The organism is Actinacidiphila rubida, assembly GCF_900110255.1.
GTDB lineage: Bacteria > Actinomycetota > Actinomycetes > Streptomycetales > Streptomycetaceae > Actinacidiphila > Actinacidiphila rubida.
Map to the genome: position 1 here is coordinate 90,441 of NZ_FODD01000014.1, position 24,512 is coordinate 114,952.

Genomic DNA, 24,512 nt, shown 5'->3' on the forward strand with positions numbered 1-24,512 from the left:
TCACCACTCCCCAGGAACGTGACCGAACGTGACCGTGCACGGGAAGGGCGCGCCCGCGGGGCTGCCCGGCCCGACCCCCGTGTCAGTGCCTCCGGCGCGGCAGCGTCTGCTCGAACCAGACGGTCTTGCCGTGCGCGGTGCGGCTGGTGCCCCATTCACGGGCCAGCCTGCTGACGATGCGCATGCCCCGGCCGCCCTCGTCCTGCGGGCCGGCGCTCATCAGCACCGGCAGGGCGTGGTCGTCGTCGCTGACCTCGCACAGCAGGGCGCCGGCCCGCACCAGGCGCAGGCCGACCCGCCGGGTGTGGGCGTGCCGCAGGGCGTTGGCCACGACCTCGCCGACCAGCGTCTCGGCCGTCCCGGCGATCGCGTCGAGGCCCCAGTCGCGCAGGGTCTGCCGGACCAGCCGGCGGGCCCGGCCGGCCTCGCGCGGGTCGATGTCCAGCTCCCAGGCGGCGACGTCCTCCCGCGGGATGCCGTTCAGGCGGGCCATCAGCAGGGCGACGTCGTCCTTGCGGCCGTCGCGGGGGTTGAGGGCGCGGATGATCGTGTCGCACGCGTCGTCCATGGACGCGGCCGGGTGGGCCGCGCTCTCGCACAGGGCGGCCAGGCCCGTGCCGATGTCCTGGCCGCGCACCTCCACCAGCCCGTCGGTGCACAGCACCAGGCGGTCGCCGGGCGCCACCCGGAACCTGACCTCCTCGAAGGGCACGCCGCCGACGCCCAGCGGGGCGCCGGTGGGCATCTCCAGCAGTTCGCTGCGGCCGTCCGCGGCGCGCACCAGGACCGGCGGGATGTGCCCGGCGTTGGCCATCCGCAGCTCGGACTCCACCGGGTCGTAGACCGCGTACACGCAGGTGGCCAGGTACTGGTCGCCGAGGCGCTGCGCCAGGTCGTCGAGGGTGCGCAGCAGGTGCGCGGGCGGCATGTCCAGCGCCGCCATGGTCTGCACGGCGGTGCGGAACTGGCCCATCATCGCCGCGGAGTTCAGGCCGTGTCCCATGACGTCGCCGACGACCAGGGCCAGCCGCGACCCGGGCAGTTTGATGCTGTCGAACCAGTCGCCGCCGACCCGGCCCATCCGGGTGCCCGGGAGGTAGCGGGTCGCCATGTCGCAGCCCGGCATGTGCGGCGCGATGTGCGGCAGCATGCTGTCCTGCAGGGTGTCGGCGACGTTCTCCTGGTACGTGTACATACGGGCGTTGTCCAGCACCAGACCGGCCCTCGCGGCCAGCTCGGCACCGGTGACCCGGTCCATGTCGTCGAACGGCACGCGCTCGCGGTGGCGCAGCAGCACGATGAACCCGAGCACCACCGTGCGGGCCTTGAGCGGGACGACCAGCATGGAGCGGTTGTTGATCAGCGGGCTGATGTCGCGCTTGGGGAACTGCGCGGCGATGGCGTTCCCCATCTCCTCGCTGATCCGCGGGACCAGCACCGGCTCACCGGTGGTCATGCACTGGAAGAACGGCGTCCGGGCGGGGAACGGCATCGACTCGCCGACCGGCACCACGTCGTCCCAGCGGCCCGGCTCGTCGGTGTGCTCGACCGCCACGCGGTGCCACATCGTCGTCACGTCCGGCGGGCCGTCGGGGAAGCCCTCGCCGGCCAGCACCTGCTCGCGCAGGTACGTCCCGGCCACGTCCGTGAAGCGCGGCACGACCGCCTCGCTGACCTCCTGGATCGTGCGGGCCAGGTCCAGGGAGGTGCCGATGCGGCCGCTGACCTCGTTGAGGAACTCCAGGCGCTCGCGCACCGCGGCGTACTCCAGGTCCGGCGCCAGGTCCTCGGCCGGGGCGGCGGCCGGGTCCAGCGCGGCGGCCGCGGCGGCCGCGATCCGCCTGGCCTGCCGCTCCACACGGCGCGGCACTCCCCAGTCGGGGGTGACCGGCACCCGGTCGTGCCGGCTGATCTCCAGGACGGGATAGCCCAGTTCCAGGACCTGGGCGACGATCCGGGCGCTGTCCAGCGGGTTCATGCTGGGCAGGATCTCCGGGAGCCGCTTGGCCAGCTGGTCGGCGCCGGCGAACTCGGTGTGCAGGGCGAAGCCGGGGGCGGTCCGCTCGACGAGCCGCGGTTCGGCGGTCGCCGCCTCCGCGTCCGGGTCCGCCCCGGCCGCCTCGGGCTCGACCTGGGCGGCGTCGGCGGCGAGGACCAGCAGCCGCTCCGGGCCGGGTCCGGCGAGCGGGTACGCCCACCACAGCACGTCGAGCGGGCCGGGCTCGCGGCCTTCCTCGCCGGCGCCGACGGCGTCCGCAGTGCTCCCAGTGCCCGGGGTACTCACCGTGAGGCGCTGCGCAGGGTCCGCGGGGACGGGCGGAGCGGCGTGGTCGTGGAGCCGGGCACGGCCGGCCGTCGGGTAGGGGGATCCCAGCGCGAACGGGGACTCCGCGTCGTGAGGCACGCCGCCGGGAAGGGGGTAGGCCGCTCCGTAGGCGCCCTCCTGGCCCTCCGGGGAGGCGGCGCCGAAGTCCGCCGCGCGGCCGGACAGCGCCTCGTCCAGCGCGCCGCCCACGGGTAACAGGTCCAGCGCGGGGCGGCCCACCGCCTCGTCGCGGGACGGGCCGAACAACCGCCGTGCTCCCGTGCTCCAGTGCGACACCAGGCCGTCGGCGTCCACGACGATCACCGCGAGCGGGATCCGTCCGGATGGCCCTGGCGGGGTTCGGCGGTCCATGGTCTCGTCGGGCTCCTTCCCGTGGCACCCGCCGCACGCGTCCGCCGAGCTCCAGGGGAGGGAGCCCGGCGGCACAAGATCTGCGATGCCGCTACCACGGTACGGCCGCCGGGGTTGCCGGGGCAGGCGTTGCGCAAAACCGGGCGCACGCCCGCGCACGAGCAACCAACGCAGTCGTGCTAGCGTCCAAACACCTGTGTTCGACGTGCGTCCGGCCGACGACCGGAAGGCGCCTCGACCCCCCCGCCGGCCGGGCCCGGTCGGGACGACTCCGTACCCGCTACCGGAAGAGGCCACGTGACCACCTGGCAGCCTGCGCGCATCGGCGCCGTCCGGGGACCCCGGACGGACCGGCGGTGGGCGGACCCCCGCAATCCGCTGATCCTGGCGACCGCGGCCGCTGCCGTGCTCCACGTGCTCTGGGCGCTGTTCCTGGCCCGGGACTCCGGTGACATGGCCGCTCAGTACGCCTGGACGGACTTCATACGGGCCCATCCGTCGGCGTCGTACAACTTCTCCTGGTACGGCGGCATGCACCCCGCCTCCTACAGCATCCTGTCGCCGTACATCATGGCGGCCCTCGGGGTGCGGACCACGGCGGTGCTCGCCGGCACGCTGTCGGCGACGCTGGCGACCGCGATGCTGCTGCGGTCGCGGATCGAGCGTCCGCTGATCCCCATCGCGTGGACGGTGTTCGCTCTTTGGTGTGACGTCGTCTCCGGCCGGGTGACGTTCGCGCTGGGCATGATGTTCGCCCTCGTCTCCGCGGTGCTGCTGTTCCCGGCTGAGCGGGCGGTGAAGGGCCGCACCAGACGGATGGCCGTCGCCGTCGCCACGGCCGCCCTCGCGACCATGTGCAGCCCGGTGGCCGGGTTGTTCCTGCTCGTGGTCGCGGCCTCGATGTTCCTCACCGGCCGCCGCACCGAGTCCTACGTGCTGGCCGCCGCGCCGCCGCTGGTCGTCGGCGCGACGTCGCTGCTGTTCCCGTTCTACGGGGTGCAGCCCTTCAACTGGTACTTCGCGATCATCCCGTTCTCCATCTCGGTGGTGACCGCGCTGGTGGTGCCGCGCAGGTGGCGCTCCCTCTACCTCGGCGCGTGGGTGTACGCGCTCGGCGTGGCCCTGACCTACGTGATCCCGTCACCCATCGGGAGCAACGTCGAGCGGCTGGCGCTGCTGTTCGGCGGGACCGTGGTGCTGATCATCGCGATGGGCAGCACGTGGGGCCCGCGCCGGACGCTGCTGCTGTGGCTGGCGTTCGCCGGGGTGGCCGTGTGGCAGATCACCAAGCCCATCATCGACCAGGTGCAGACGTCCGCGGTGTCGTCGACGATCAAGACCGCCGGGCCCCTGATCACCGAGCTGCGGCAGGTCAGGGCCGACCGCGGCCGGGTGGAGGTCGTGCCGCTGCGCTCGCACTGGGAGGCCTCCGGCCTGTCCCCGTACGTCAACCTGGCCCGCGGCTGGAACCGGCAGGCCGACGTCGAGCGCAACCCGCTCTTCTACGACGGCACCCTGACCCCGGACAGCTACCGCGACTGGCTGCGCCGGTGGAGCGTCAACTACGTGGTGCTGCCGTCCGACGAGCCGGACGGCGCGGGCGTCGCCGAGGCCAAGATCGTCGCGGCGGGCAACCCCTGGCTGAAGCCCGTGTGGAACGACGCGCACTGGAAGGTGTACGAGGTCAGCGGTGCCGAGCCGCTCGCCGATCCGCCCGCGGTGGTCAACGAGGCCGGGCCCGCGGAGCTGACCGTGACGATGCCGCACAGCGGTTCCGTGGTGCTGCGCATCCCGTGGTCGCCGGTGCTGGGCATCGAGGGCGCCAAGGACAACAAGCACGGGTGCCTGACGCCGGACGGCGACTGGACCCGGCTCTACGCCCCCAGCGGGGGCACCTACCGGATCGGCGGCTCGTACGCGCTGATCCGCGGCACCCAGTGCGCCAAGGACTCGACACAGGGAGCCGGGGCACCGGTCCCCGAGGTCCCGGCCGGCAGCGGCGGCTGACCCCCGCCGCGTCCACGTGTCTCATGCCTGCGGGGCCCGGGGATCCGGGCCCCGCAGGCGTTCGCCGCCGGCCTCCCCCGCGCGGCTCAGTCGGCGTGGCCGAGCTGGATGTCCCGTTCGGTGCGGCCGCCGCCGGCGACCTGCAGGACGGTGGCCACCGGCGGGTAGCCGGCCGCGATGACGGTGTACTCGCCGGACGCGAGGTCGACGAAGCGGAAGTGCCCGTCGGCGCCCGTGGTGACGGAGTCCACCACGTTGCCCGCGGCGTCCAGCAGGGTGACCCGGGCGTCCTCCACCAGGCGGCCGCCCGGCGCCCGCACGGTGCCGCGCAGCACCGCTCCCCCGGCCAGCTCGACGTCCTGCCGGGTCTCCCGGGACGCCTGCACGGACACCGGCAGCGCGGCCGGGCGGAACGCGGGGGCGCTCGCCGCCAGGGTGTACTCGCCGGCGACGAGTTCGCTGAGCACGTACAGGCCCTCGCGGCCGCTGCGGGCGCTGGCCACGACGTCGCCGCGGACGTCGGTGAGCGTCACCACGGCGTCCCTGACGGGCGTGCCGTCGGCGGTGTGCACGGCTCCGGCCAGGCGGCCCGCGCCGCCCAGCACCACGTCCAGCTCCACGGGATGGTCGCCGACGGTGACGCTGACGGCCTTCGGCTGGTGCCCGCCGGCCGCGGCGATCAGCACGTAACTGCCGTGGCCGGGGGTGCTGAGCGCATACCTGCCGTCCTCTCCGGTGGCGCCGCGCCCCACCTGGTGGCCCGAGCCGTCGATCAGGGTGAGCGCGGCGCGGCCCACGCTGGTGCCGTCGGAGTGCAGCACGGCGCCGCACACGGGGACGCCGCCGGTGTGGCTTCTGCGGGCGCCGGGGAAGCCGGCGTCGGGCGCACCGTGCGCGTCGGCCAGCGGGGTGCCGTTGGCGGGGGTGTGCGCCGGGTCGTACAGGCCGTCGTACGACGGTTCGTGGGCCGCCGGGGCGGCCGGGCCGTGCTGGGTCACCAGAGGTTTCTCCTTGAGCAGGAAGGCGAAGAGGAAGCCGAGGACGAGGACCGGCACCAGGTAGAGGAAGATCCGCGGCATGGCCTCGGCGTAGGCCGCGATGTAGCCGTGGCGCACCGGCCCGGGCAGCGTGCGGACCAGTTGCGGGGTGACCGACTGCGGGTCGGGCAGGTGCGCGCCGCGCGGCAGTTCGACGGCGAGGCGCTTGGTCAGGCGGTCGGCGAACAGGGTGCCGAAGACGGCGGCGCCGACCGAGCCGCCGATCTGCCGGAAGTAGTTGTTCGCGCTGGTGGCGGCGCCGATGTCGGACGGCCGCACCGAGTTCTGGACCGCGAGCACCAGCACCGGCAGGATCATGCCGATGCCCAGGCCGAGCACCGCCATGGAGCAGCTGTACCGCAGCTGCGGGGTGTTCGCGTCCATCCGCGACAGCAGGTACATGCCGACCGAGGAGAGGGCGCCGCCGAGCAGCGGGAAGATCTTGTAGCGGCCGGTGCGGCTGATCAGCTGGCCGCTGCCGATGGAGGCCACGACGACGCCGAGCATCATCGGCAGCATCAGCAGCCCGGAGCCGGTGGCGCTGGCCCCGTCGACCATCTGCAGGAACGTCGGCAGATAGCTGGCGGCGCCGAACAGGGCCACGCCGACGACACCGCCGACGACCGCGGTGACGTTGAAGACCCCGTCGCGGAACAGCCGGAGCGGGATGACGGGTTCGGCGGCGAACCGCTCGACGACGACGAACAGGACCCCGCAGACCAGGGCGCCGGCGCCCAGCCCGAGGATCTCCCGGGACCGCCAGCCGTACGTGGAGCCGCCCCAGGTGGTGAGCAGGACCAGGCAGGTGGAGCCGACGGCGAGCAGCAGCGCGCCCAGCACGTCGAGCCGCGGCCTGGACGTGGGCTTGGGGAGCTTGAGGACGAGGGTGATCACCACGAGGGTGACCAGGCCGAAGGGGATGTTGATCGAGAAGCACCAGCGCCAGGAGGCGTGGTCGGTGAAGAAGCCGCCGAGGAGCGGCCCGGCGACGGAGGCGAGGCCGAACGCGGCGCCGATCAGGCCCATGTAGCGGCCGCGCTGCCGGGGCGGCACGATGTCGGCCATGATCGCCTGCACGCCGATCATCAGCCCGCCGCCACCGATGCCCTGGATGGCGCGGAAGGCGATGAGCTCGTCCATGGTGCGCGACCACGCGGCCAGGGCCGAGCCGACGACGAAGGTCAGGATGGCGAACTGGAAGACGCCCTTGCGGCCGAAAAGGTCGCCGAGCTTGCCGTAGATCGGCAGGCCGATGGTGGAGGCCAGCAGGTAGGCGGTGACCACCCAGGACATCTTGTCCAGGCCGTGCAGCTCGCCGACGATCTTCGGCAGCGCCGTCGCCACGATCATCTGGTCGAGGGCGGCGAGCAGCAGGGCGAGCATCAGCCCGAGGAAGATCAGCCGGACGCGGCGCGGGGGCAGGACGACCGCTCCCGGGGCACCGGCGGCGCCGGCCGTGCCCGCTGCGTCCGCCGGTGCCGCCGGGAGGCTGCCGGGGTCCGCGGCACCCGGCGCGGCGGCGCCGGGATCACCGGGGCCGCCGGGCCGGGGCCCCTCCCCGGGCCCCGCCTCGGTCCGCTCGATCAGCGTGCCGCCACTCACTGCCGCTCCCCTCGTCGCGCCTGCTCCGCCACCGTTTCCCGCATGAGGCGACAACGAGGGACGAGCGCGGCGATTCTCAGGAAGTAGGCAGAACCACCCGTATCAGTGAAGGATCACGAAACCAATCGGGTGACCTGGCGTTCCCGGCGGCACGTGGGTCACCCGGGTGCTATTTCTCGACGTCGGCCGCGAGCGCGGTCAGCACCTCGCCGTAGATGCGGTTGAGGCCCTTGGGGGCGAAGGTGCGCTCGAAGAAGCCGCCGACGCCGGTGGCGCCCTGCCAGGTGGTGACCGCGACGACCTTGCTGCGGCCGGTGCCGGCCGGCGTCACGGTCCAGGTGGTGATCATCGACGAGTTGCGGTCGGTCTCCACCAGCTGCCCGGGCGACGGCGCGGTGACGTCGAAGAGGCAGTCCCTGATCCGCTTGCTCGTCGCCTGCAGCTTCCAGTGCACGAGGGTGCCCGCGCCCTGGCCGCCCTCCCTGACCTCGTACTCGCTGAACTGCTCGGGAAGCACCCGGCCGCGGGTGCCGGCGTAGTCGGCGAGGGCGTCGTACACCCGCTCCGGCTCCGCCTCGACGATCCGCTCCGTGGTGGCCTCGACCAGCGGCATGACTACTCCTCGGTTGTGTCCGTGCGCGTTCTTCACGCGGCGCCCAAGCCAATCACACCCGCATTTCGAATCTGTGTTCTATTGTGGGTCCCGGGCAGGGAGCCCGGGGGGCGGGACGACCGCAGGAGGGTGTGCGATGCGCTGGGACGGACTCAACCGCGACGACGCGGCGGGGGCGCTGTTCGGCTCCGACGCCGTGACCAGCCGCACCTTCGACACGCCGGGTTTCCGCGGCATCACCTTCCACGAGATACGCGCCCGGTCGATCCTCAACCGGGTGCCGGGCGCCTCGCGGATGCCCTTCGAGTGGACGGTGAACCCGTACCGCGGGTGCAGCCACGCCTGCGTGTACTGCTTCGCCCGCAAGACGCACAGCTACCTGGACCTCGACACGGGCCGCGACTTCGACACCCAGATCGTGGTGAAGACCAACGCGGTGGAGCTGCTGCGCCGCGAGCTGGCCGCGCCGCGCTGGAAGGGCGAGCACGTCGCCATGGGCACCAACGTCGACTGCTACCAGCGGGCCGAGGGCCGGTACCGCCTGATGCCCGGCATCATCGCGGCCCTGCGGGACCGCGCCAACCCGTTCTCCATCCTCACCAAGGGCTCGCTGATCCTGCGCGATCTGGAGCTGGTGCGGCAGGCCGCGAGCGTCACCGAAGTGTCCATCGCGCTGTCCGTCGGATTCACCGACGGCGAGTTGTGGCGCAGCGTGGAACCGGGCACGCCTTCCCCCGAGACGCGACTGGCGGTCTGCCGCACCCTCAGCGAGAACGGCATCCCGCCGACCGTGCTGATGGCGCCGGTGCTGCCGTTCCTCAGCGACACCCCCGAGCAGCTGCGGGCGACGGTCAGGGCGATCGCCGCGTCCGGCGCGGTCTCGATCACGCCGCTGGTCCTGCATCTGCGGCCCGGCGCCCGGGAGTGGTACATGGCCTGGCTGGCCCGCAACCACCCGCATCTGGTGCGGCGTTACGAGGCGCTGTACGCGGACGGGGCCTATGCGCCGACCTGGTACCAGCGCCGCATCACCCGCCAGGTCCACGAGTTCGCGGCCGAGTTCGGCTGCGGGCCCGGCGGCCACCGGGGCACCCGCGGGGAGGCGGCACGGGACCGGCGGACCCCCGCTTCGGACGCCGTTCCGGGGACGGCCGCGGACCGGAACCACGAGGCCGCGCCCGGGATCCCGCGGCAGCCGGAAAACACCCAGCTCACCCTGCTGTGATCCCTCTAGAGTCTGCGCATGGCGCAGAGCACGGTGCAGATCAGGGAGATGACCGGGGCCGACGTCGAGGCGGTGTCCGGGATCCGGGTGCGGGGCTGGCGGTGGGCGTACGCGGGGATCGTGCCGCAGAGCTACCTGGACGCGATGGACCCGGAGGCGGACGCGGCGTGGCGGCGGGAGACACTGGCCCGCTCGGCCGGCCGGGTGCGCAACCTGCTGGCGGTGGTCGACGGTGCACCGGTGGGGTGGGCGGCGTTCGGCCCCTACCGCGGTGAGCCGGACGACGCGGGCGACGGCGAGCTGTACGCGCTGTACGTGGTCCCCGAGCACGTGGGCACCGGCGTCGGGCGTGCGCTGACCTCGGAGGTCGTACGGCAGACCGCGGAACTCGGCCGCACCCGGCTGCTGTTGTGGGTGCTCGCGGAGAACGCGCGGGCCCGGCGCTTCTATGCCGCGGCCGGCTTCGCGCCCGACGGCGGCGAGACCAGCGACGACTACGACGGGGTTCGGCTGCGCGAGGTGCGCTACGCCCGCGCGGTGGCGTGAGGACGGGCACGTCGACCGCCACTCGACGGACCGGGCGCTCATCTGGCGGTGGAAGACATCACATGCGCACAGGGGTAGCGCTCAAGTTACCCACGAGTTAGTCTCAAGTCAGGTGACCGGAGCCTGGTGACGCAGCTACGGCCACCTTCACCACCACGTCGGTTCGGCACATCGCGGCGCGGCCCCGGGACAGGGTCCGCCTTGGTAACAGCGGGCGCACCCACCTGTGCGTTCAGCCCGCGTCTCCACTTCGCCTGTCATCAGGAGTCACGCGATGGACCGTCCCTCTGCTTCCTCAGCGTCCCCTTCCCCCTCCTCCCCGGCTTCCGCGGCCTCCCCGGGCCCCGCTTCCCCGGGGTCCCCCGCCTCGGCCGCCGCCCCGCGCCCTCCCGTCGTCGCCGTCGTGGGCCTGGGCACCATGGGCACCGGCATCACCGAGGTGCTCACCCTGGCCGGCCACGAGGTCATCGGCATCGACGTCAGCGACGACGCGGCACGCCGTGCCGTCGCCGCGCTGGAGCGCTCCACCGCCCGCGCCGTCGAGCGCGGCCGGGTCGCGGCCGCCGAACGCGCCGCCGCCCTCTCCCGGTTCCGCACCTTCCCCGACCTGCAGGCGGCCGCGGAGGCCGACCTGGTCATCGAGGTCGTGGACGAGTGCTACGACACCAAGCGCGAGGTCTTCACCGCACTGGACCGGATCGTCCGGCCCGACGCGGTGCTCGCCACGGGCACCAACGCCCTGTCGGTGACCCGGCTCGCCGCCGACACCTCGTACCCGGACCGGGTCGTCGGCCTGCACTTCTTCGCCCCCGCGCCGGCCATGAAGCTGGTCGAGGTGGTCTCGACGGTGCTCACGTCGCCGCAGGCCACGCGGACCGTCACGGACCTGGTGGTCCGCCTCGGCAAGGAGCCGGTGCCGGTCGGCGACCGCCCCGGATTCATCGCCGACGGGCTGCTGTTCGGCTACCTCAACCAGGCCGCCGCGATGTACGAGGCCAGGTACGCCACCCGTGAGGACATCGACGCGGCGATGAAGCTCGGCTGCGGCCTGCCCATGGGCCCGCTGGCGCTGCTCGACCTGATCGGCGTCGACACCGCCACGACCGTGCTGCAGGCGATGTACGAGGCCACCCGGGACCGTCTGCACGCGCCGGCCCCGGTGCTCAAGCAGCTCACCGCGGCCGGCCTGCTCGGCCGCAAGTCCGGCCGCGGCTTCTACAGCTACGACGCGCCCGGCGGCTCCACCGTGGTGCCCGACGCCGAGACGCCGGCCGCCCGCGCGGACGCGGTCGCGGGCCGCTCCGTGCGGTCGGTGGGCGTGGCCGGTTCGGGCACGATGGCCACCGGCATCGCCGAGGTGTTCGCCAAGGCCGGGTTCGAGGTCGTGCTGGCCGCGCGCACCCCGGAGAAGGCCGAGGCCGCGGTGGCGCGGCTGGCGAAGTCCCTGGACCGCTCGGTGGCCAAGGGCCGGCTGACGCAGGAGGAGCGGGACACGGCGGTCGGCCGGGTCACGCCGGCCGGGTCCTACGACGCGTTCGCGGACGCCGACCTCGTCGTCGAGGCCGTGGCGGAGGACCTGTTCGTCAAGCAGCAGCTGTTCCGGATGCTGGACAAGGTCTGCAAGCCGGGTGCGGTGCTGGCGACCACGACGTCCTCGCTGCCGGTGGTGGCGATCGCCCGGTCCACCGGCCGCCCGCAGGACGTGGTCGGCATGCACTTCTTCAACCCCGCGCCGGCGATGAAGCTGGTCGAGGTGGTGCGCACGGTGCTGACCGACGACGACGTGGTCGCGACCGTGCGGGAGCTGTGCGGCGCGGTCGGCAAGCACCCGGTGGACTGCGGCGACCGGGCCGGCTTCATCGTGAACGCGCTGCTCTTCCCCTACCTGAACAACGCCGTGAAGATGGTCCAGGACCACTATGCGACCGTCGACGCGATCGACGCGGCGATGAAGCTCGGCGGCGGCTATCCGATGGGCCCGTTCGAACTGCTGGACGTGGTGGGCCTGGACGTCTCGCTGGCCATCGAGCAGGTGCTGCACGAGGAGTTCCGCGACCCCGGTCTGGCGCCGGCGCCGCTGCTGGAGCACCTGGTGTCCGCGGGCTGTCTCGGCCGCAAGACCGGGCGAGGTTTCCGCGAGTATGCCCGGCGCTGACCGCCCTGCGGCGGGTCGCGGCGCCGGCCGGAGCCCCGGCCGCGCCCGCGGCCGGGGCAGCTCCGGGGACGCCGGGGACGACACGGCCCGTCCGGTGGGCTGGGGCGGATTCCCGCCGGCTTCCGGACGGGGGGCTCCGGCGTGTTACGTTCCCCACATGCCCCCAGCCGTGCGCTCCGACGCCTCCGACACCGCGAGCGGCCGCCGCGCCGCGGCCCAGCGCCACCGGGTACGCCAGGACCTGGCCGCGGCGGCGATGCAGCTGTTCGCGACGCAGGGCTACGAGGCCACGACCGTCGACGAGATCGCCGCGAAGGCGGGCGTGGCCCGGCGGACGTTCTTCCGCCACTTCCGCTCCAAGGAAGAGGCGATCTTCCCCGACCACGACGACACGCTGGTGCGGGTGCAGGCGGTGCTGGACTCCGCCGACCCGCGCGAGCACCCGCTCGACACCGTGTGCCGCGGCATCACCGAGGTGCTGCGCATGTACGCGCAGGTCCCGGAGGTGTCCGTCGAGCGGTACCGGCTGACCCGCGAGGTGCCGACGCTGCGCGAGCGCGAGATCGCCTCGGTGGCCCGTTACGAGCGGCTGTTCACCCGCTATCTGCTGGGCCACTTCGACGAGGGGGCGCAGCACGACGGGGACGACGATCCGCTGCTGGCCGAGGTCGCCGCGTCCGCGGTGGTCGCCGCGCACAACCACGTGCTGCGGCGCTGGCTGCGGGCCGACGGCAAGGGGGACGTCGAGGCGCAGCTCGACCACGCCTTCGACGTCATCAAGGACACCTTCGGCACCGGGATCGGCGCCGGACGGATACCGACCAAGGCCGAGGCCGCGCCGGCGACGGTCTCCCGGCAGGGCGAGGTGGTCGTCGCCGTGGCGCGCACCGACGCCTCGCCGGCCCAGATCCTCCGCAGCATCGAGGAGGCGCTGCGCCGGGCCTGAACCCGGCGCGGCACAGCCCCAGGGCCCCCGGGGCGGGCCCGGGGCGGCCACACGGCCGCACAGGCGGCACAACAGCGACAGGCCGGCGACAGGCGGCCGTCCGGAGCGATCCGGGCGGCCGCCTGTCGCCGTGGTGCGTGTACGGGCCCTGCTGTTGCCCACCTGAGGGCCGAGGGTGACACTTGAGTGAAATTGTTGGCACGCAGTGTCTTTACGAGTGGCACAGAGTGCCATACGGTGAGGACACCCCCCGGCGGCAGCCGGGAGACCCAAGTCCGGGTGGGCGGCGTGTGGCGATCCTTCGCACGCCGGCTGTCCCCAAGGCCCCAGCCCCGCGCCCGGACGCCTGCGTCACAGGCATCGTTCCCGCGCCACCGCGCGGTCCTTCAGCCGCACCGTCAGCTCCACAGCTCCGCAGTTCTTCGCCGAACCGACGACGGCAGCCCCATCCACCCGACCCCTGCGTTCCCCCGGGCGTTACCGCGAGAACGCTTCGCCGGAGGCGAGTCACATGAAGGAAATCCTGGACGCGATCCTCGAACAGGACAGCACCGCCGCCGACTTCGCGGCCCTGCCGCTGCCCGAGTCGTACCGTGCCGTGACCGTGCACAAGGACGAGGCGGACATGTTCGCCGGGCTCCCCAGCCGGGACAAGGACCCCCGCACCTCGCTGCACCTGGACGACGTCCCGCTGCCCGAAATCGGCCCCGGCGAGGCGCTGGTGGCCGTGATGGCCAGCTCCGTGAACTACAACTCGGTGTGGACCTCGATCTTCGAGCCGGTGTCCACGTTCGCGTTCCTGGAGCGCTACGGCCGCCTGTCGCCGCTCACCAAGCGCCACGACCTGCCGTACCACGTCATCGGCTCCGACCTGGCCGGCGTGGTGCTGCGCACCGGCCCCGGGGTCAACAAGTGGCAGCCCGGCGACCGGGTGGTCGCCCACTGCCTCAGCGTGGAGCTGGAGTCGGCCGACGGCCACAACGACACGATGCTCGACCCCGAGCAGCGGATCTGGGGCTTCGAGACCAACTTCGGCGGCCTCGCCGAGATCGCGCTGGTCAAGTCCAACCAGCTGATGCCCAAGCCGGAGCACCTGTCGTGGGAGGAGGCCGCCGCGCCCGGACTGGTCAACTCCACCGCGTACCGTCAGCTCGTCTCGCGCAACGGCGCCGGCATGAAGCAGGGCGACAACGTGCTGATCTGGGGGGCCAGCGGCGGACTCGGCTCCTACGCCACGCAGTTCGCGCTGGCCGGCGGCGCCACGCCGATCTGCGTGGTCTCCAGCCCCGAGAAGGCGGAGATCTGCCGGAAGATGGGCGCCGAGGCGATCATCGACCGCAACGCCGAGGACTACCGGTTCTGGAAGGACGAGCACACCCAGGACCCGCGGGAGTGGAAGCGTTTCGGCGCCACGATCCGTGAGCTGACCGGCGGCGAGGACGTCGACATCGTCTTCGAGCACCCCGGCCGGGAGACCTTCGGCGCGTCGGTCTACGTGACCCGCAAGGGCGGCACGATCGTCACCTGCGCCTCCACGTCGGGCTACCACCACGAGTACGACAACCGGTACCTGTGGATGAGCCTCAAGCGGATCGTCGGCTCGCACTTCGCCAACTACCGCGAGGCGTGGGAGGCCAACCGGCTGATCGCCAAGGGCCGGATCCACCCCACGCTGTCCCGCACCTACACGCTCGCGGAGACCGGGCAGGCCGCGTACGACGTGCACCGCAACCTCCACCAGGGCAAGGTGGGCGTCCTCGCGCTCTCCCCCGAGGAGGGCCTCGGCGTCACGAACCCCGAGATGCGCGAGCGCCACCTGCCGGCCATCAACCGCTTCCGGGGCGCCTGATGACTCCCGAGCGGACGAGCGAGCGAAGGGCCGCGGCCGGGCCGGAGGCGGGCGAGCGCAGAAAGAGGGACAGGCCGTGGCTCATGCGGACGTACGCGGGGCACTCCACTGCTGAGGCGTCCAACGAGCTGTACCGCCGCAACCTCGCCAAGGGGCAGACCGGACTGTCGGTGGCCTTCGACCTGCCGACGCAGACCGGCTACGACCCGGACCACGTGCTGGCCCGCGGCGAGGTCGGACGGGTCGGCGTGCCGGTGTCCCATCTCGGCGACATGCGGCGGCTGTTCCAGGACATCCCGCTGGAGCGCATGAACACCTCGATGACCATCAACGCCACCGCCATGTGGCTGCTGGCGCTCTACCAGGTGGTCGCCGAGGAGCAGGGGCTGGACGCCGAGGCGGTCGCGGGGCTTCAGGGCACCACGCAGAACGACATCGTCAAGGAGTACCTGTCGCGGGGCACCCACGTGTTCCCGCCGGGGCCGTCGCTGCGCCTGACCACGGACATGATCACGTACACCGTGAACCACATGCCCAAGTGGAACCCGATCAACATCTGCAGCTACCACCTGCAGGAGGCCGGCGCGACGCCGGTGCAGGAGATCGCGTACGCGATCTCCACCGCGATCGCCGTGCTGGACGCGGTGTTCGCCTCGGGGCAGGTGCCCGAGGAGCGCAGGGGCGAGGTGGTCGCCCGCATCTCCTTCTTCGTCAACGCCGGTGTGCGGTTCGTCGAGGAGATGTGCAAGATGCGCGCCTTCGGGCGCATCTGGGACACCGTCACCCGGGAGCGGTACGGCATCCAGGACCCCAAGCAGCGCCGTTTCCGGTACGGGGTCCAGGTCAACTCGCTGGGCCTGACCGAGGCGCAGCCGGAGAACAACGTCCAGCGCATCGTGCTGGAGATGCTGGCCGTGACCCTGTCCAAGGACGCCAGGGCCCGCGCCGTGCAGCTGCCGGCGTGGAACGAGGCACTGGGCCTGCCGCGGCCGTGGGACCAGCAGTGGAGCCTGCGCATCCAGCAGGTGCTGGCCCACGAGAGCGACCTGCTGGAGTACGACGACATCTTCGCCGGCTCCACGGTGATCGAGGAGAAGGTGGCCGGCCTGGTGGACGCGGCCACCGCCGAGATCGCGCACATCGAGGAGCTGGGCGGCGTGATGGCGGCCGTGGAGTCCGGCTACCTCAAAGCAGAGCTGGTGGCCTCGCACGCGGAGCGCCGGGCCAGGATCGAGTCGGGCGAGGAGCGGATCGTCGGCGTCAACGTCTACGAGAGCACCGAGCCCAACCCGCTGACCGCGAACCTGGACGCCGCGATCATGACCGTCGACCCGGCCAACGAGGCCCGGGTGGTGGCCGCGCTGCACGACTGGCGGCTGGCGCGGGACGAGGGGCGTGCGGAGGCGGCGCTGTCCGCGCTGCGGGCGGCCGCGGCGGGCACCGAGAACATGATGGAGGCGACGCTGGAGTGCGCGCGGGCCGGGGTGACCACCGGCGAGTGGTCCTGGGCGCTGCGCGACGTGTTCGGCGAGTTCCGCGCGCCGACCGGGGTGAGCAGCGCGCCGGTGGCGGTCGCGGCCGAGCCGGGCAGCGAGCTGCACGAGGTCCGGCGCAGGGTGGCCGAGACCGCGGAGGAGCTGGGCGGCGGGCGGCTGCGCCTGCTGGTCGGCAAGCCGGGCCTGGACGGGCACTCCAACGGCGCCGAGCAGATAGCGGTCCGGGCGCGCGACGCCGGGTTCGAGGTCGTGTACCAGGGCATCAGGCTGACACCCGAGCAGATCGTCGCGGCGGCCGTCGCCGAGGACGTGCACTGCGTGGGGCTGTCCATCCTCTCCGGCTCGCACGCCGCGCTGGTCCCGGACGTGCTGGAGCGGCTGCGCGCGGCCGGCGCGGACGACGTCCCGGTCGTCGTCGGGGGCATCATCCCGGCGGCGGATGCCAAGGAGCTGCGCTCCGCTGGCGTGGCGGCGGTCTTCACACCCAAGGACTTCGGTATCACCGGGATCATCGGCCGGATCGTGGACGAGATCCGGCTCGCGAACAAGCTGGAGGTATGACGTGCAGTTCGGGCGCACCTACGAGGAGTTCGAGGTCGGTGCGATCTACAAGCACTGGCCGGGGAAGACGGTCACCGAGTACGACGACCATCTCTTCTGCCTCCTCACCATGAACCACCACCCGCTCCACCTGGACGCCAACTACGCCGGGAAGACGACCGACTTCGGCCGGAACGTGGTGGTCGGCAACTACGTGTACTCGCTGCTGCTCGGCATGTCCGTGCCGGACGTGTCCGGCAAGGCCATCGCCAACCTGGAGATCGAGTCGCTGCGCCACGTGGCGCCGACGTTCCACGGCGACACGATCTACGGCGAGACCACGGTGCTCGACAAGTGGCCCTCGAAGTCCAAGGACGACCGCGGCATCGTCCATGTGGAGACCAAGGGCTACAAGCAGGACGGCACCCTGGTGTGCGTCTTCCGCCGCAAGGTGATGGTCCCCACGGCCACGTACATCAAGGAGCGGGGCGGGGAGCAGCCCGGCCGCCCGGAGCTGGGAGAGAACTGAGATGACCGACCGCCTCGCGCAGACCGACGGGCTCACCGACATCCAGCGGGAGATCCTGTCCACCGTCCGCGGCTTCGTGGACAAGGAGATCCTGCCGGTCGCCACCGAACTGGAGCACCGCGACGAGTACCCGACGCAGATCGTCGAGGGCCTCAAGGAACTCGGCGTCTTCGGCCTGATGATCCCCGAGGAGTACGGGGGCCTCGGCGAGTCGCTGCTGACGTACGCGCTCGCCGTGGAGGAGATCGCCCGCGGCTGGATGAGCGTGTCCGGCATCATCAACACGCACTTCATCGTCGCCTACATGCTCCAGCAGCACGGCACGCAGGAGCAGAAGGACTACTTCCTGCCGAAGATGGCGGCCGGTGACGTGCGCGGCGCCTTCTCGATGTCCGAGCCGGGGCTCGGCTCGGACGTGTCGGCGATCCGCACCAAGGGCGTGCGGGAGGGTGACGCGTACGTCGTCAACGGCCAGAAGATGTGGCTGACCAACGGCGGCACGTCGAACCTCGTCGCGGTGCTGTGCCGGACCGACGAGGGACTGCCGGAGGACGCGCCCGCGCACCGCTCGATGACGACGTTCCTCATCGAGAAGGAGCCGGGGTTCGGCCCCAACCCCAAGGTCTCCGGGCTGACCGTGCCCGGGAAGATCGAGAAGATGGGCTACAAGGGCGTCGACACCACCGAGCTGATCCTGGAGGACGTGCGGGTGCCCGCGGACCGGGTGCTCGGCGGGTCCACCGGCAAGGGCTTCTACCAGATGATGGACGGCGTCGAGGTGGGCCGGGTGAACGTGGCCGCGCGCGGCTGCGGCGTCGCCCGCCGGGCCTTCGAGCTGGGCATCGCCTACGCCCAGCAGCGGCACACCTTCGGCAAGCCGATCGCCGAGCACCAGGCCGTGCAGTTCAAGCTCGCCGAGATGGCCACGAAGGTCGAGGCCGCACACCAGATGATGGTGAACGCCGCGCGCAAGAAGGACTCGGGGCAGCGCAACGACCTGGAGGCGGGCATGGCCAAGTACCTGGCCGCCGAGTACTGCAAGGAGGTCGTGGAGGACGCGTTCCGCATCCACGGCGGCTACGGCTTCTCCAAGGAGTACGAGATCGAGCGGCTGTACCGGGAGGCGCCGATGCTGCTGATCGGTGAGGGGACCGCCGAGATCCAGAAAATGATCATTGGTCGACGGCTCCTGGAGGAGTATCGCATCCAGGGCTGAATGTCCGTATATGCACCGATAATTTCGAGGCAAATGTCACAGCGCGTCATCGGTGCGGCTACGGGAACCGGCCATCGACTCGCCTGCGAGCTTGCCGTGTTGCCGGTATCAGCCGATACCATCGACGAAAGCCGCCGTCCCCAGAAGCAATTCGCGGCATCCTCCGCTACGAAGGTCTTCCATGCCCCACAGCAAATCGTCTGCACCCCGCGGCAGCCGTGTCGGCGTACGTCTCGCGCGCGGAGCGTCGCCGTGGCTCCTTCCGACCGTGGCCACCGCGGCGGTCAGCCTCTCCAAGGCCCGCCGTTCCGGGCGCTGGGCGACGGTGGCGGTCCCCGCCACCGCCCTCGCGGCCGGCATGCTGTGGTTCTTCCGCGACCCCGAGCGGGAGATCACGGAGGGCCGGGTGATCTCCCCGGCTGACGGGGTGGTGCAGAGCATCATGCCGTGGAAGGACGGACGCACCCGCGTCGCGATCTTCATGAGCCCGCTGAACGTCCACGTGAACCGTGCCCCGCTCGCGGGCACGGTCACCTCCGTCGAGCACATCCCCGGCGGCTTCGTTCCCGCGTTCAACAAGGAGAGCGAGAACAACGAGCGGGTGGTGTGGCACTTCGACACCGAGATCGGCGACGTCGAGGTGATCCAGATCGCCGGCGCCGTGGCGCGCCGGATCGTGCCGTACGTGCCGCGCGGCTGCAAGGTCGAGCAGGGCGACCGGATCGGGCTGATCCGGTTCGGCTCGCGCGTGGACGTGTACCTGCCGCAGGGTGTCGAGCCCGCGGTCGAGGTCGGCCAGACCACCACGGCTGGGGTGACTCGCCTTGACCGTGATTGAGCCCGACACGACCGAGTCCACGTGGGTCAGCGAGCTGGAGGAGGACGGGCCGGACCTCCCGCTGTCCACCCGCCTCTCCATCGCCGACGCCCTTACGCTGGGCAACGCGATCTGCGGCTTCATGGCCGTCTACTTCACGACCACCGGCGTCCTCGTGCCGCACCTGATGGGCGACGGCAACAGCGGGATGTCCAAGAGCAGCGCGGCCAACGCGGTCACGCTGATGCTCATGGCGTCGGTCTTCGACCTCTTCGACGGGCTGGTGGCGCGCAAGCTGCGCAGCTCCGCGATGGGCGCCGAGCTGGACAACCTCTCGGACCTGATCAGCTTCGGGCTGGCGCCGGCGTACTTCGTCATCGTCTGGGGCCTGGTCACCGACGACGCCCACGGCAAGGTCGCCGCGGTGGCGGCGGTGCTCGTGGTGCTGGCGGTGGTGCTCCGGCTCGCCCGGTTCTCCTGCACGACGCTGCGGGACGGGGTCTTCCAGGGCATGCCGAGCCCCTTCGGGGCGATGACGGTGGTCTCGCTGGTCCTGCTGGAGCTGCCGTTCGTGCCGACGATCATCGGCATCGTGGGCGTGGCCTGGCTCATGGTGAGCCGCGTCGAGTACCCGAAGCCGCGGGGCCGGCTCGCGCTCATCACCTTCTGCTGGACGATCGTCAGCATGGGGTGCCTGGCCGCGTGGACGCTCGGCGTGCCGGGCGGGCACCAGCTCCTCCAGGCGGGCTGCGCGCTCCAGTGCACGGCCGCGGCGTTCCTGCCGTGCTTCGCCACGACGCGGCGGGTGAACACGATGCGGGCCGCTCGGCGCGAGGCCCGCACCGCCACCCGCTGACCCCCACCCTCCGGGCCCGAGCCCCGTCCCCTCCTGGGGGCGGGGCTCGCCCCTTTTTCCCGTGGGGGGAGGGCGGCGCCCGGGTGGCGCCGGGATGAGCCCGGTGACGCCGCGCCCCTACGGGGCCCGGCCAGCCCCGCAGCGGCGCGTTGCCGGGCGGACCCGGGTCAGAGGAGGAAGGTGTCGCGGGCGAGGGTGGCCGCCGCGCGTTCGAGCAGGGGGGCCGCCTCGGCCATGCAGCGGGCGACGTCGGGCTCGAGGTCGGCGAGCGCGTAGGCGCGCTGGATGCCCGCGGAGCGCAGCGCCTCCGGGGTGAGCGCGAGGCGGCCGCAGACCGCGAGGACGGGGACGCCGCGGGCCCCTGCGGCCTGCGCCACCCCCGCCGGCGCCTTGCCGTGCAGCGTCTGCTCGTCGAGGGAGCCCTCGCCGGTGATGACCAGGTCCGCCCTGGCCAGCGCGTCCTCGAAGCCGAGCACGTCGAGCATCACCTCGATCCCCGGGCGGAACGTCGCGCAGAGCCCGACCAGCGCGCCGTACCCGATCCCGCCGGCCGCGCCGGCCCCGGGCGCGTCCGCGGACCGCTGGTCGCCGAGCGCCTCCGCGAACCGTCCGAGCGCCTCGTCGAGCGCCTCGACCTCGAACGGCGACGCGCCCTTCTGCGGCCCGTACACCGCGGCCGCGCCCTTCGGTCCGAGCAGCGGGTTGTCGACGTCGCTGGCGAGGATCACCTCGGTGTCCGCCAGCCGGGGGTCGAGCCCGCTCAGGTCGGCGCTCGCCAGCCCGGCCAGCGGGCCGCCGCCGGGGCTGACCGGCTGCCCCGCGGAGTCCAGCAGCCGCGCGCCGAGCGCGGTGAGCATGCCGGCCCCGCCGTCGGTGGTGGCGCTGCCGCCGACGCCGAGCACGATGGTGCGGGCGCCCGCGTCCAGCGCGGCCAGCAGCAGCTCGCCGGTGCCGTACGTGGTGGCGGTCAGCGGCGCGAAGACGCCCGGCGGCAGGTGCCGCAGGCCCGACGCCTCGGCCATCTCGACCACCGCGGTGTCGCCGCGGACCGCGTACACCGCCTCGACGGGCGTGCCGAGCGGGCCGGTGACGGTCCGCCTGCGCCGCTCGAACCCGGCGGCCACGGCCGCGTCGACCGTGCCGTCACCGCCGTCGGCGACGGGCAGCGACACGATGGTGAGGCCGGGCGCGACGCTGCGCAATCCGGCCTCGACGTGGGCGGCCACCTGCACGGCGGTCAGCGAGCCCTTGAACTTGTCGGCGGCGATCAGCACGCGCCCAGTGGATCGGTGTGCGGTCTCGGACACTCGGGTTCTCCATCCGGAACGGTAGGTCGCGCCGCTGGCGACCCTATCCCGCGGGCGCCGACGCCGCGCAGGGTCACGCGCGTAGGTTGGTGCCATGACCACCGACTTCGCCGCCTACATCGCGGGCCTCCCCAAGATCATCTCGGGCGCCAACACGCTGTTCCGCTCGGCTGACGGCAGGGTCCTGCTCGTCGAGCCGAACTACCGGGACGACGGGACGTGGACGCTGCCGGGCGGCACCATCGAGTCCGACGAGGGCGAGACGCCCCGCCAGGCGGCGCGGCGCGAGTCGCTGGAGGAGATCGGCCTGGACGTGCCGCCGGGCGCGCTGCTGGCCCTGGACTGGATCACCGGCCGGGCGGGCGGCCCGCCGCTGGTCACGTTCCTCTACGACGGCGGGATCCTCACCGAGCAGCAGCTCGCCGCGGTGCGGCTGCAGGAGGAGGAGCTGGACTCGTGGCGGCTGACCCCGGTCGACGAACTCGACAGCTATCTGACGGCGGGCGCGTCCCGCCGGGTGCGCGCGGCCCTCGCGGCACTGCTGGCCGGCACCGGCCCGGCGGAGCTGGTGAACGGCCGCCCCGCGGAGGGCGTCGCCGCGGCCGAGCGGTCCTGAGCGTGCGGGCGCCCGGCCCGGACCGCTCCGCCGGGGTCGTTCCGGTCAGTCCGGTCAGTCGCGTGCCGCGGGACCGGGCACCCGGTTCGGCACGTAGCCCAGGTCGGGCGCGGGGTCCTGCGGGCCGTGCGCCCGCAGTCCTTCGAGCAGGTCCGCGAGGTTCGGCGGCCACATCGCCTCGTCCGCGGCGGCCAGCTCCGCCGGCGTCCACCAGCGCGCGCACTCGATGCCGTCGGCGGCGTGCGCCGCGGAGACGTCCCCGGCCGGCGGGCGGCGCGGGGCGCGGGCGACGTAGATGTGCTCGTGCTGGCGGACCGGCACGGTGCCGCGCGTGAAGTCGTGCTCCCAGGTGCACAGCAACGGGCCCGGCTCGACGTCGGTCCAGCCGGTCTCCTCGCGCACCTCGCGGCACGCCCCCTCGCGGGGACTCTCACCCGGTTCCAGGCCGCCGCCGGGCATCGCCCAGTGGATGCCGACCTCGGGATTGTCGTAGCGCAGGAGCAGGACCGAGCCGTCCGGGGCGAGGACGGCGACCCGGGCCGCCGTCCTCGGGATGCGGGCCGTCACGGGGCCGCCGTGGCCGGTGTACCGACGACCGTCCAGTCGAGCACCGGGGTGCTCTGCAGGTAGACGAGCACGCACATGAAGGTCAGGAAGACCACGCTCCAGACGATGACCCGGCGGAAGAGGATGCCCTCGCGGCCTTCGTAGCCCACCGCGGCGGCGGCGATCGCGAGGTTTTGCGGCGAGATCATCTTACCGAGCACGCCGCCGGAGGAGTTGGCCGCGGCCATCAGCGTGGGCGAGAGCCCCGCCTGGTGGGCCGCGGTGATCTGCAGGGCGCCGAACAGCGAGTTGGACGAGGTGTCGGACCCGGTGACGGCGACGCCGAGCCAGCCGAGGATGGGCGAGAGGAACGCGAAGCCGGCGCCGGCGCCGGCCACCCACAGCCCGAGTGTGGTGGTCTGCCCGGACTCGTTCATGACGTAGCCGAGGCCGAGGACCAGCATCACCGTGAGGATGGCGGTGCGCAGTTGCACCAGGGTGCGCCCGTAGGCCCGCAGGGCGCGGCGCGGGCCTATGCCGACCAGCACCAGCGTGACCAGGCCGGCGATCAGCAGCAGCGTGCCGGCCGCGGACAGGTAGTTGAGCTTGAAGGTGGTGGCGACGGGGCCGCCGGAGGCGTTGGTGATGTGGAGCCCGGGCCAGCGCACGATGTGCGTCACGGACTCGATGCCGGTGCCGGTCCGCCCGGGCTTGGCCGGGGCCTTGCCCGTGATCGCCGGCACGCGGGTGGCCAGCACGAACACCACGATGATCGCCAGGTAGGGCGCGTAGGCCCTGAACACGTCCCAGCGGCTGTCGGGCCCGGCGGGTTCCGCGGGCCGCAGCGCGGCGCCCGGTCCGTCGCCGATCCTGGCGGGCTGGGGCTCCTCCCCCGGCTCGTCGCCGGGACCGTGCCCCGGCGCGTCGTCCGCCGCGTCGTCGCTCTCCTGGTAGGGCTCGGCGGCCCGCCACACCCGGGTGAACGCGAGCACGGCCAGCGCGGACGCGAGCGCGGCGATGATGTCGGCGAGCGGCACCGACCAGAAGTTCGCGGACAGGTACTGGAAGACCGCGAAGGTGAGGCCGCAGACCAGGGCGGGCGCCCAGGTCTGCCGCAGCCCTCTGCGGCCGTCGACGATGAACACCAGCGCGAGCGGCACGAACAGCGCGAGCACGGGTGTCTGCCGGCCGACCATCGCGCCGAGATGGTCGACGGTGAGACCGGTGACCCCGGACAGGGTGGTGATCGGCACGGCGAGCGCGCCGAACGCCACGGGAGCGGTGTTGGCCACGAGCGCGAGCGTCGCGGCCTTCAGCGGACGGAAGCCGAGCGCGATCAGCATCACCGAGCTGATCGCGACGGGCGTGCCGAACCCGGCCAGCGCCTCCATCAGCGCGCCGAACGAGAAGGCGATGATGATGGCCTGGACGCGCTGGTCGTCGCTGATGGAGGCGAAGGAGCGGCGCAGCACGTCGAAGTGCCCGGTCTCGACGGTGAGGTTGTAGACCCAGATCGCGTTGACGACGATCCACATGATCGGGAAGAACCCGAACGCGGCGCCCAGGGCGGCGCTGTCCAGCGCGTCACCGGCGGGCATGGAGGAGACGGCGACGGCCAGCACGAGGGCGGTCGCCAGGCCGATGAGGGAGGCGAGCCACGCCGTGACGCGCAGCACGCCGAGCAGGACGAACAGGATGAGCAGCGGCAGCACCGCGACGAGGGAGGACAGGCCGAGCGAGTCGGCCACCGGACTGTAGTCCTGCTGGTAGGCGGCAAGCACCATGGACGCACCCTTTTCTGCGACGCCGGGAGTCCCGGCCGGACGGGGGCAGGCGGAGCAACGCGGCGGGGATCGGCCCTCGGGGGGGTCGGTCGTCGTGCACTTCCCCGGCCTTGCGGCCGGGGACCCCACCTCCGCGGACGGCCTCGTC

At 72.7% G+C, this 24,512-nt stretch carries 18 protein-coding genes; 12 read left to right on the plus strand and 6 right to left on the minus strand.

Annotated features, from left to right (window positions below; all coding sequences use genetic code 11):
- Window positions 1-82: 82 nt before the first annotated feature.
- Window positions 83-2,677, minus strand: a complete 2,595-nt coding sequence (locus BMW99_RS15700) for an ATP-binding SpoIIE family protein phosphatase (protein WP_069465446.1) — start codon at window positions 2,675-2,677, stop codon at window positions 83-85.
- 297 nt (window positions 2,678-2,974) lie between these two features.
- Here BMW99_RS15700 and BMW99_RS15705 point away from each other — a divergent pair, with 297 nt between their 5' ends.
- Entirely contained in the window at window positions 2,975-4,684 is a 1,710-nt protein-coding gene (locus tag BMW99_RS15705; RefSeq protein ID WP_218108457.1) for an MFS transporter, read from the plus strand.
- 86 nt (window positions 4,685-4,770) lie between these two features.
- Here BMW99_RS15705 and BMW99_RS15710 read toward each other — a convergent pair whose 3' ends face one another.
- Both BMW99_RS15710 and BMW99_RS15715 read right to left on the minus strand, forming a co-directional pair.
- Window positions 4,771-7,323, minus strand: coding sequence for an MFS transporter (locus tag BMW99_RS15710; RefSeq protein ID WP_075016988.1), 2,553 nt, complete (start codon window positions 7,321-7,323; stop codon window positions 4,771-4,773).
- A 169-nt stretch (window positions 7,324-7,492) separates the two neighbouring features.
- Window positions 7,493-7,936, minus strand: a complete 444-nt coding sequence (locus BMW99_RS15715) for an SRPBCC family protein (RefSeq protein ID WP_069467544.1) — start codon at window positions 7,934-7,936, stop codon at window positions 7,493-7,495.
- A 136-nt stretch (window positions 7,937-8,072) separates the two neighbouring features.
- On the opposite strand from BMW99_RS15715, the gene BMW99_RS15720 reads away from it, so the two are divergent.
- From BMW99_RS15720 to pssA, 10 genes are all read left to right on the plus strand, one after another.
- Window positions 8,073-9,161: an Rv2578c family radical SAM protein gene (locus BMW99_RS15720; RefSeq protein WP_075016989.1), complete on the plus strand. Its 1,089-nt coding sequence runs from the start codon at window positions 8,073-8,075 to the stop codon at window positions 9,159-9,161.
- 18 nt (window positions 9,162-9,179) lie between these two features.
- Complete coding sequence (locus BMW99_RS15725) at window positions 9,180-9,707, plus strand: GNAT family N-acetyltransferase (protein WP_069467545.1); 528 nt, start codon at window positions 9,180-9,182, stop codon at window positions 9,705-9,707.
- Window positions 9,708-9,981: 274 nt separating this feature from the next.
- Window positions 9,982-11,862, plus strand: a complete 1,881-nt coding sequence (locus BMW99_RS15730; RefSeq protein ID WP_075016990.1) for a 3-hydroxyacyl-CoA dehydrogenase family protein — start codon at window positions 9,982-9,984, stop codon at window positions 11,860-11,862.
- Between the two features lie 157 nt (window positions 11,863-12,019).
- Complete coding sequence (locus BMW99_RS15735; RefSeq protein WP_069462585.1) at window positions 12,020-12,808, plus strand: TetR family transcriptional regulator; 789 nt, start codon at window positions 12,020-12,022, stop codon at window positions 12,806-12,808.
- A 511-nt stretch (window positions 12,809-13,319) separates the two neighbouring features.
- Window positions 13,320-14,657, plus strand: a complete 1,338-nt coding sequence (ccrA, locus tag BMW99_RS15740) for a crotonyl-CoA carboxylase/reductase (RefSeq protein WP_069462584.1) — start codon at window positions 13,320-13,322, stop codon at window positions 14,655-14,657.
- Window positions 14,657-16,714, plus strand: coding sequence for a protein meaA (locus BMW99_RS15745; RefSeq protein WP_075016991.1), 2,058 nt, complete (start codon window positions 14,657-14,659; stop codon window positions 16,712-16,714). The genes ccrA and BMW99_RS15745 overlap by 1 nt, the downstream gene beginning before the upstream one ends.
- A gap of 1 nt (window position 16,715) precedes the next feature.
- Entirely contained in the window at window positions 16,716-17,222 is a 507-nt protein-coding gene (locus BMW99_RS15750) for a MaoC family dehydratase (protein ID WP_069462582.1), read from the plus strand.
- A gap of 1 nt (window position 17,223) precedes the next feature.
- Window positions 17,224-18,438: an acyl-CoA dehydrogenase family protein gene (locus BMW99_RS15755; protein WP_069462581.1), complete on the plus strand. Its 1,215-nt coding sequence runs from the start codon at window positions 17,224-17,226 to the stop codon at window positions 18,436-18,438.
- 181 nt (window positions 18,439-18,619) lie between these two features.
- On the plus strand, window positions 18,620-19,276 hold the full coding sequence (locus BMW99_RS15760; RefSeq protein WP_069462580.1) for a phosphatidylserine decarboxylase: 657 nt from the start codon (window positions 18,620-18,622) through the stop codon (window positions 19,274-19,276).
- The gene (pssA, locus tag BMW99_RS15765; protein ID WP_075016992.1) at window positions 19,263-20,111 is read left to right on the plus strand and encodes a CDP-diacylglycerol--serine O-phosphatidyltransferase; all 849 of its coding nucleotides are present in this window, start codon (window positions 19,263-19,265) and stop codon (window positions 20,109-20,111) included. The genes BMW99_RS15760 and pssA overlap by 14 nt, the downstream gene beginning before the upstream one ends.
- A 167-nt stretch (window positions 20,112-20,278) precedes the next feature.
- Here pssA and BMW99_RS15770 read toward each other — a convergent pair whose 3' ends face one another.
- A complete protein-coding gene (locus BMW99_RS15770; protein WP_069465772.1) occupies window positions 20,279-21,385 on the minus strand; it encodes a glycerate kinase in 1,107 nt (368 codons plus the stop codon).
- 127 nt (window positions 21,386-21,512) lie between these two features.
- Here BMW99_RS15770 and BMW99_RS15775 point away from each other — a divergent pair, with 127 nt between their 5' ends.
- On the plus strand, window positions 21,513-22,034 hold the full coding sequence (locus BMW99_RS15775; RefSeq protein WP_069465773.1) for an NUDIX domain-containing protein: 522 nt from the start codon (window positions 21,513-21,515) through the stop codon (window positions 22,032-22,034).
- Window positions 22,035-22,088: 54 nt separating this feature from the next.
- Here the strand turns inward: BMW99_RS15775 and BMW99_RS15780 are convergent, their stop codons facing one another.
- Together BMW99_RS15780 and BMW99_RS15785 are read right to left on the minus strand one after the other, a co-directional pair.
- The gene (locus BMW99_RS15780) at window positions 22,089-22,601 is read right to left on the minus strand and encodes an NUDIX hydrolase (protein WP_069465774.1); all 513 of its coding nucleotides are present in this window, start codon (window positions 22,599-22,601) and stop codon (window positions 22,089-22,091) included.
- Window positions 22,598-24,364 (minus strand): L-lactate permease, encoded by a 1,767-nt coding sequence (locus tag BMW99_RS15785; protein ID WP_069465775.1) that lies wholly within the window; start codon window positions 24,362-24,364, stop codon window positions 22,598-22,600. The genes BMW99_RS15780 and BMW99_RS15785 overlap by 4 nt, the downstream gene beginning before the upstream one ends.
- Window positions 24,365-24,512: the final 148 nt, after the last annotated feature.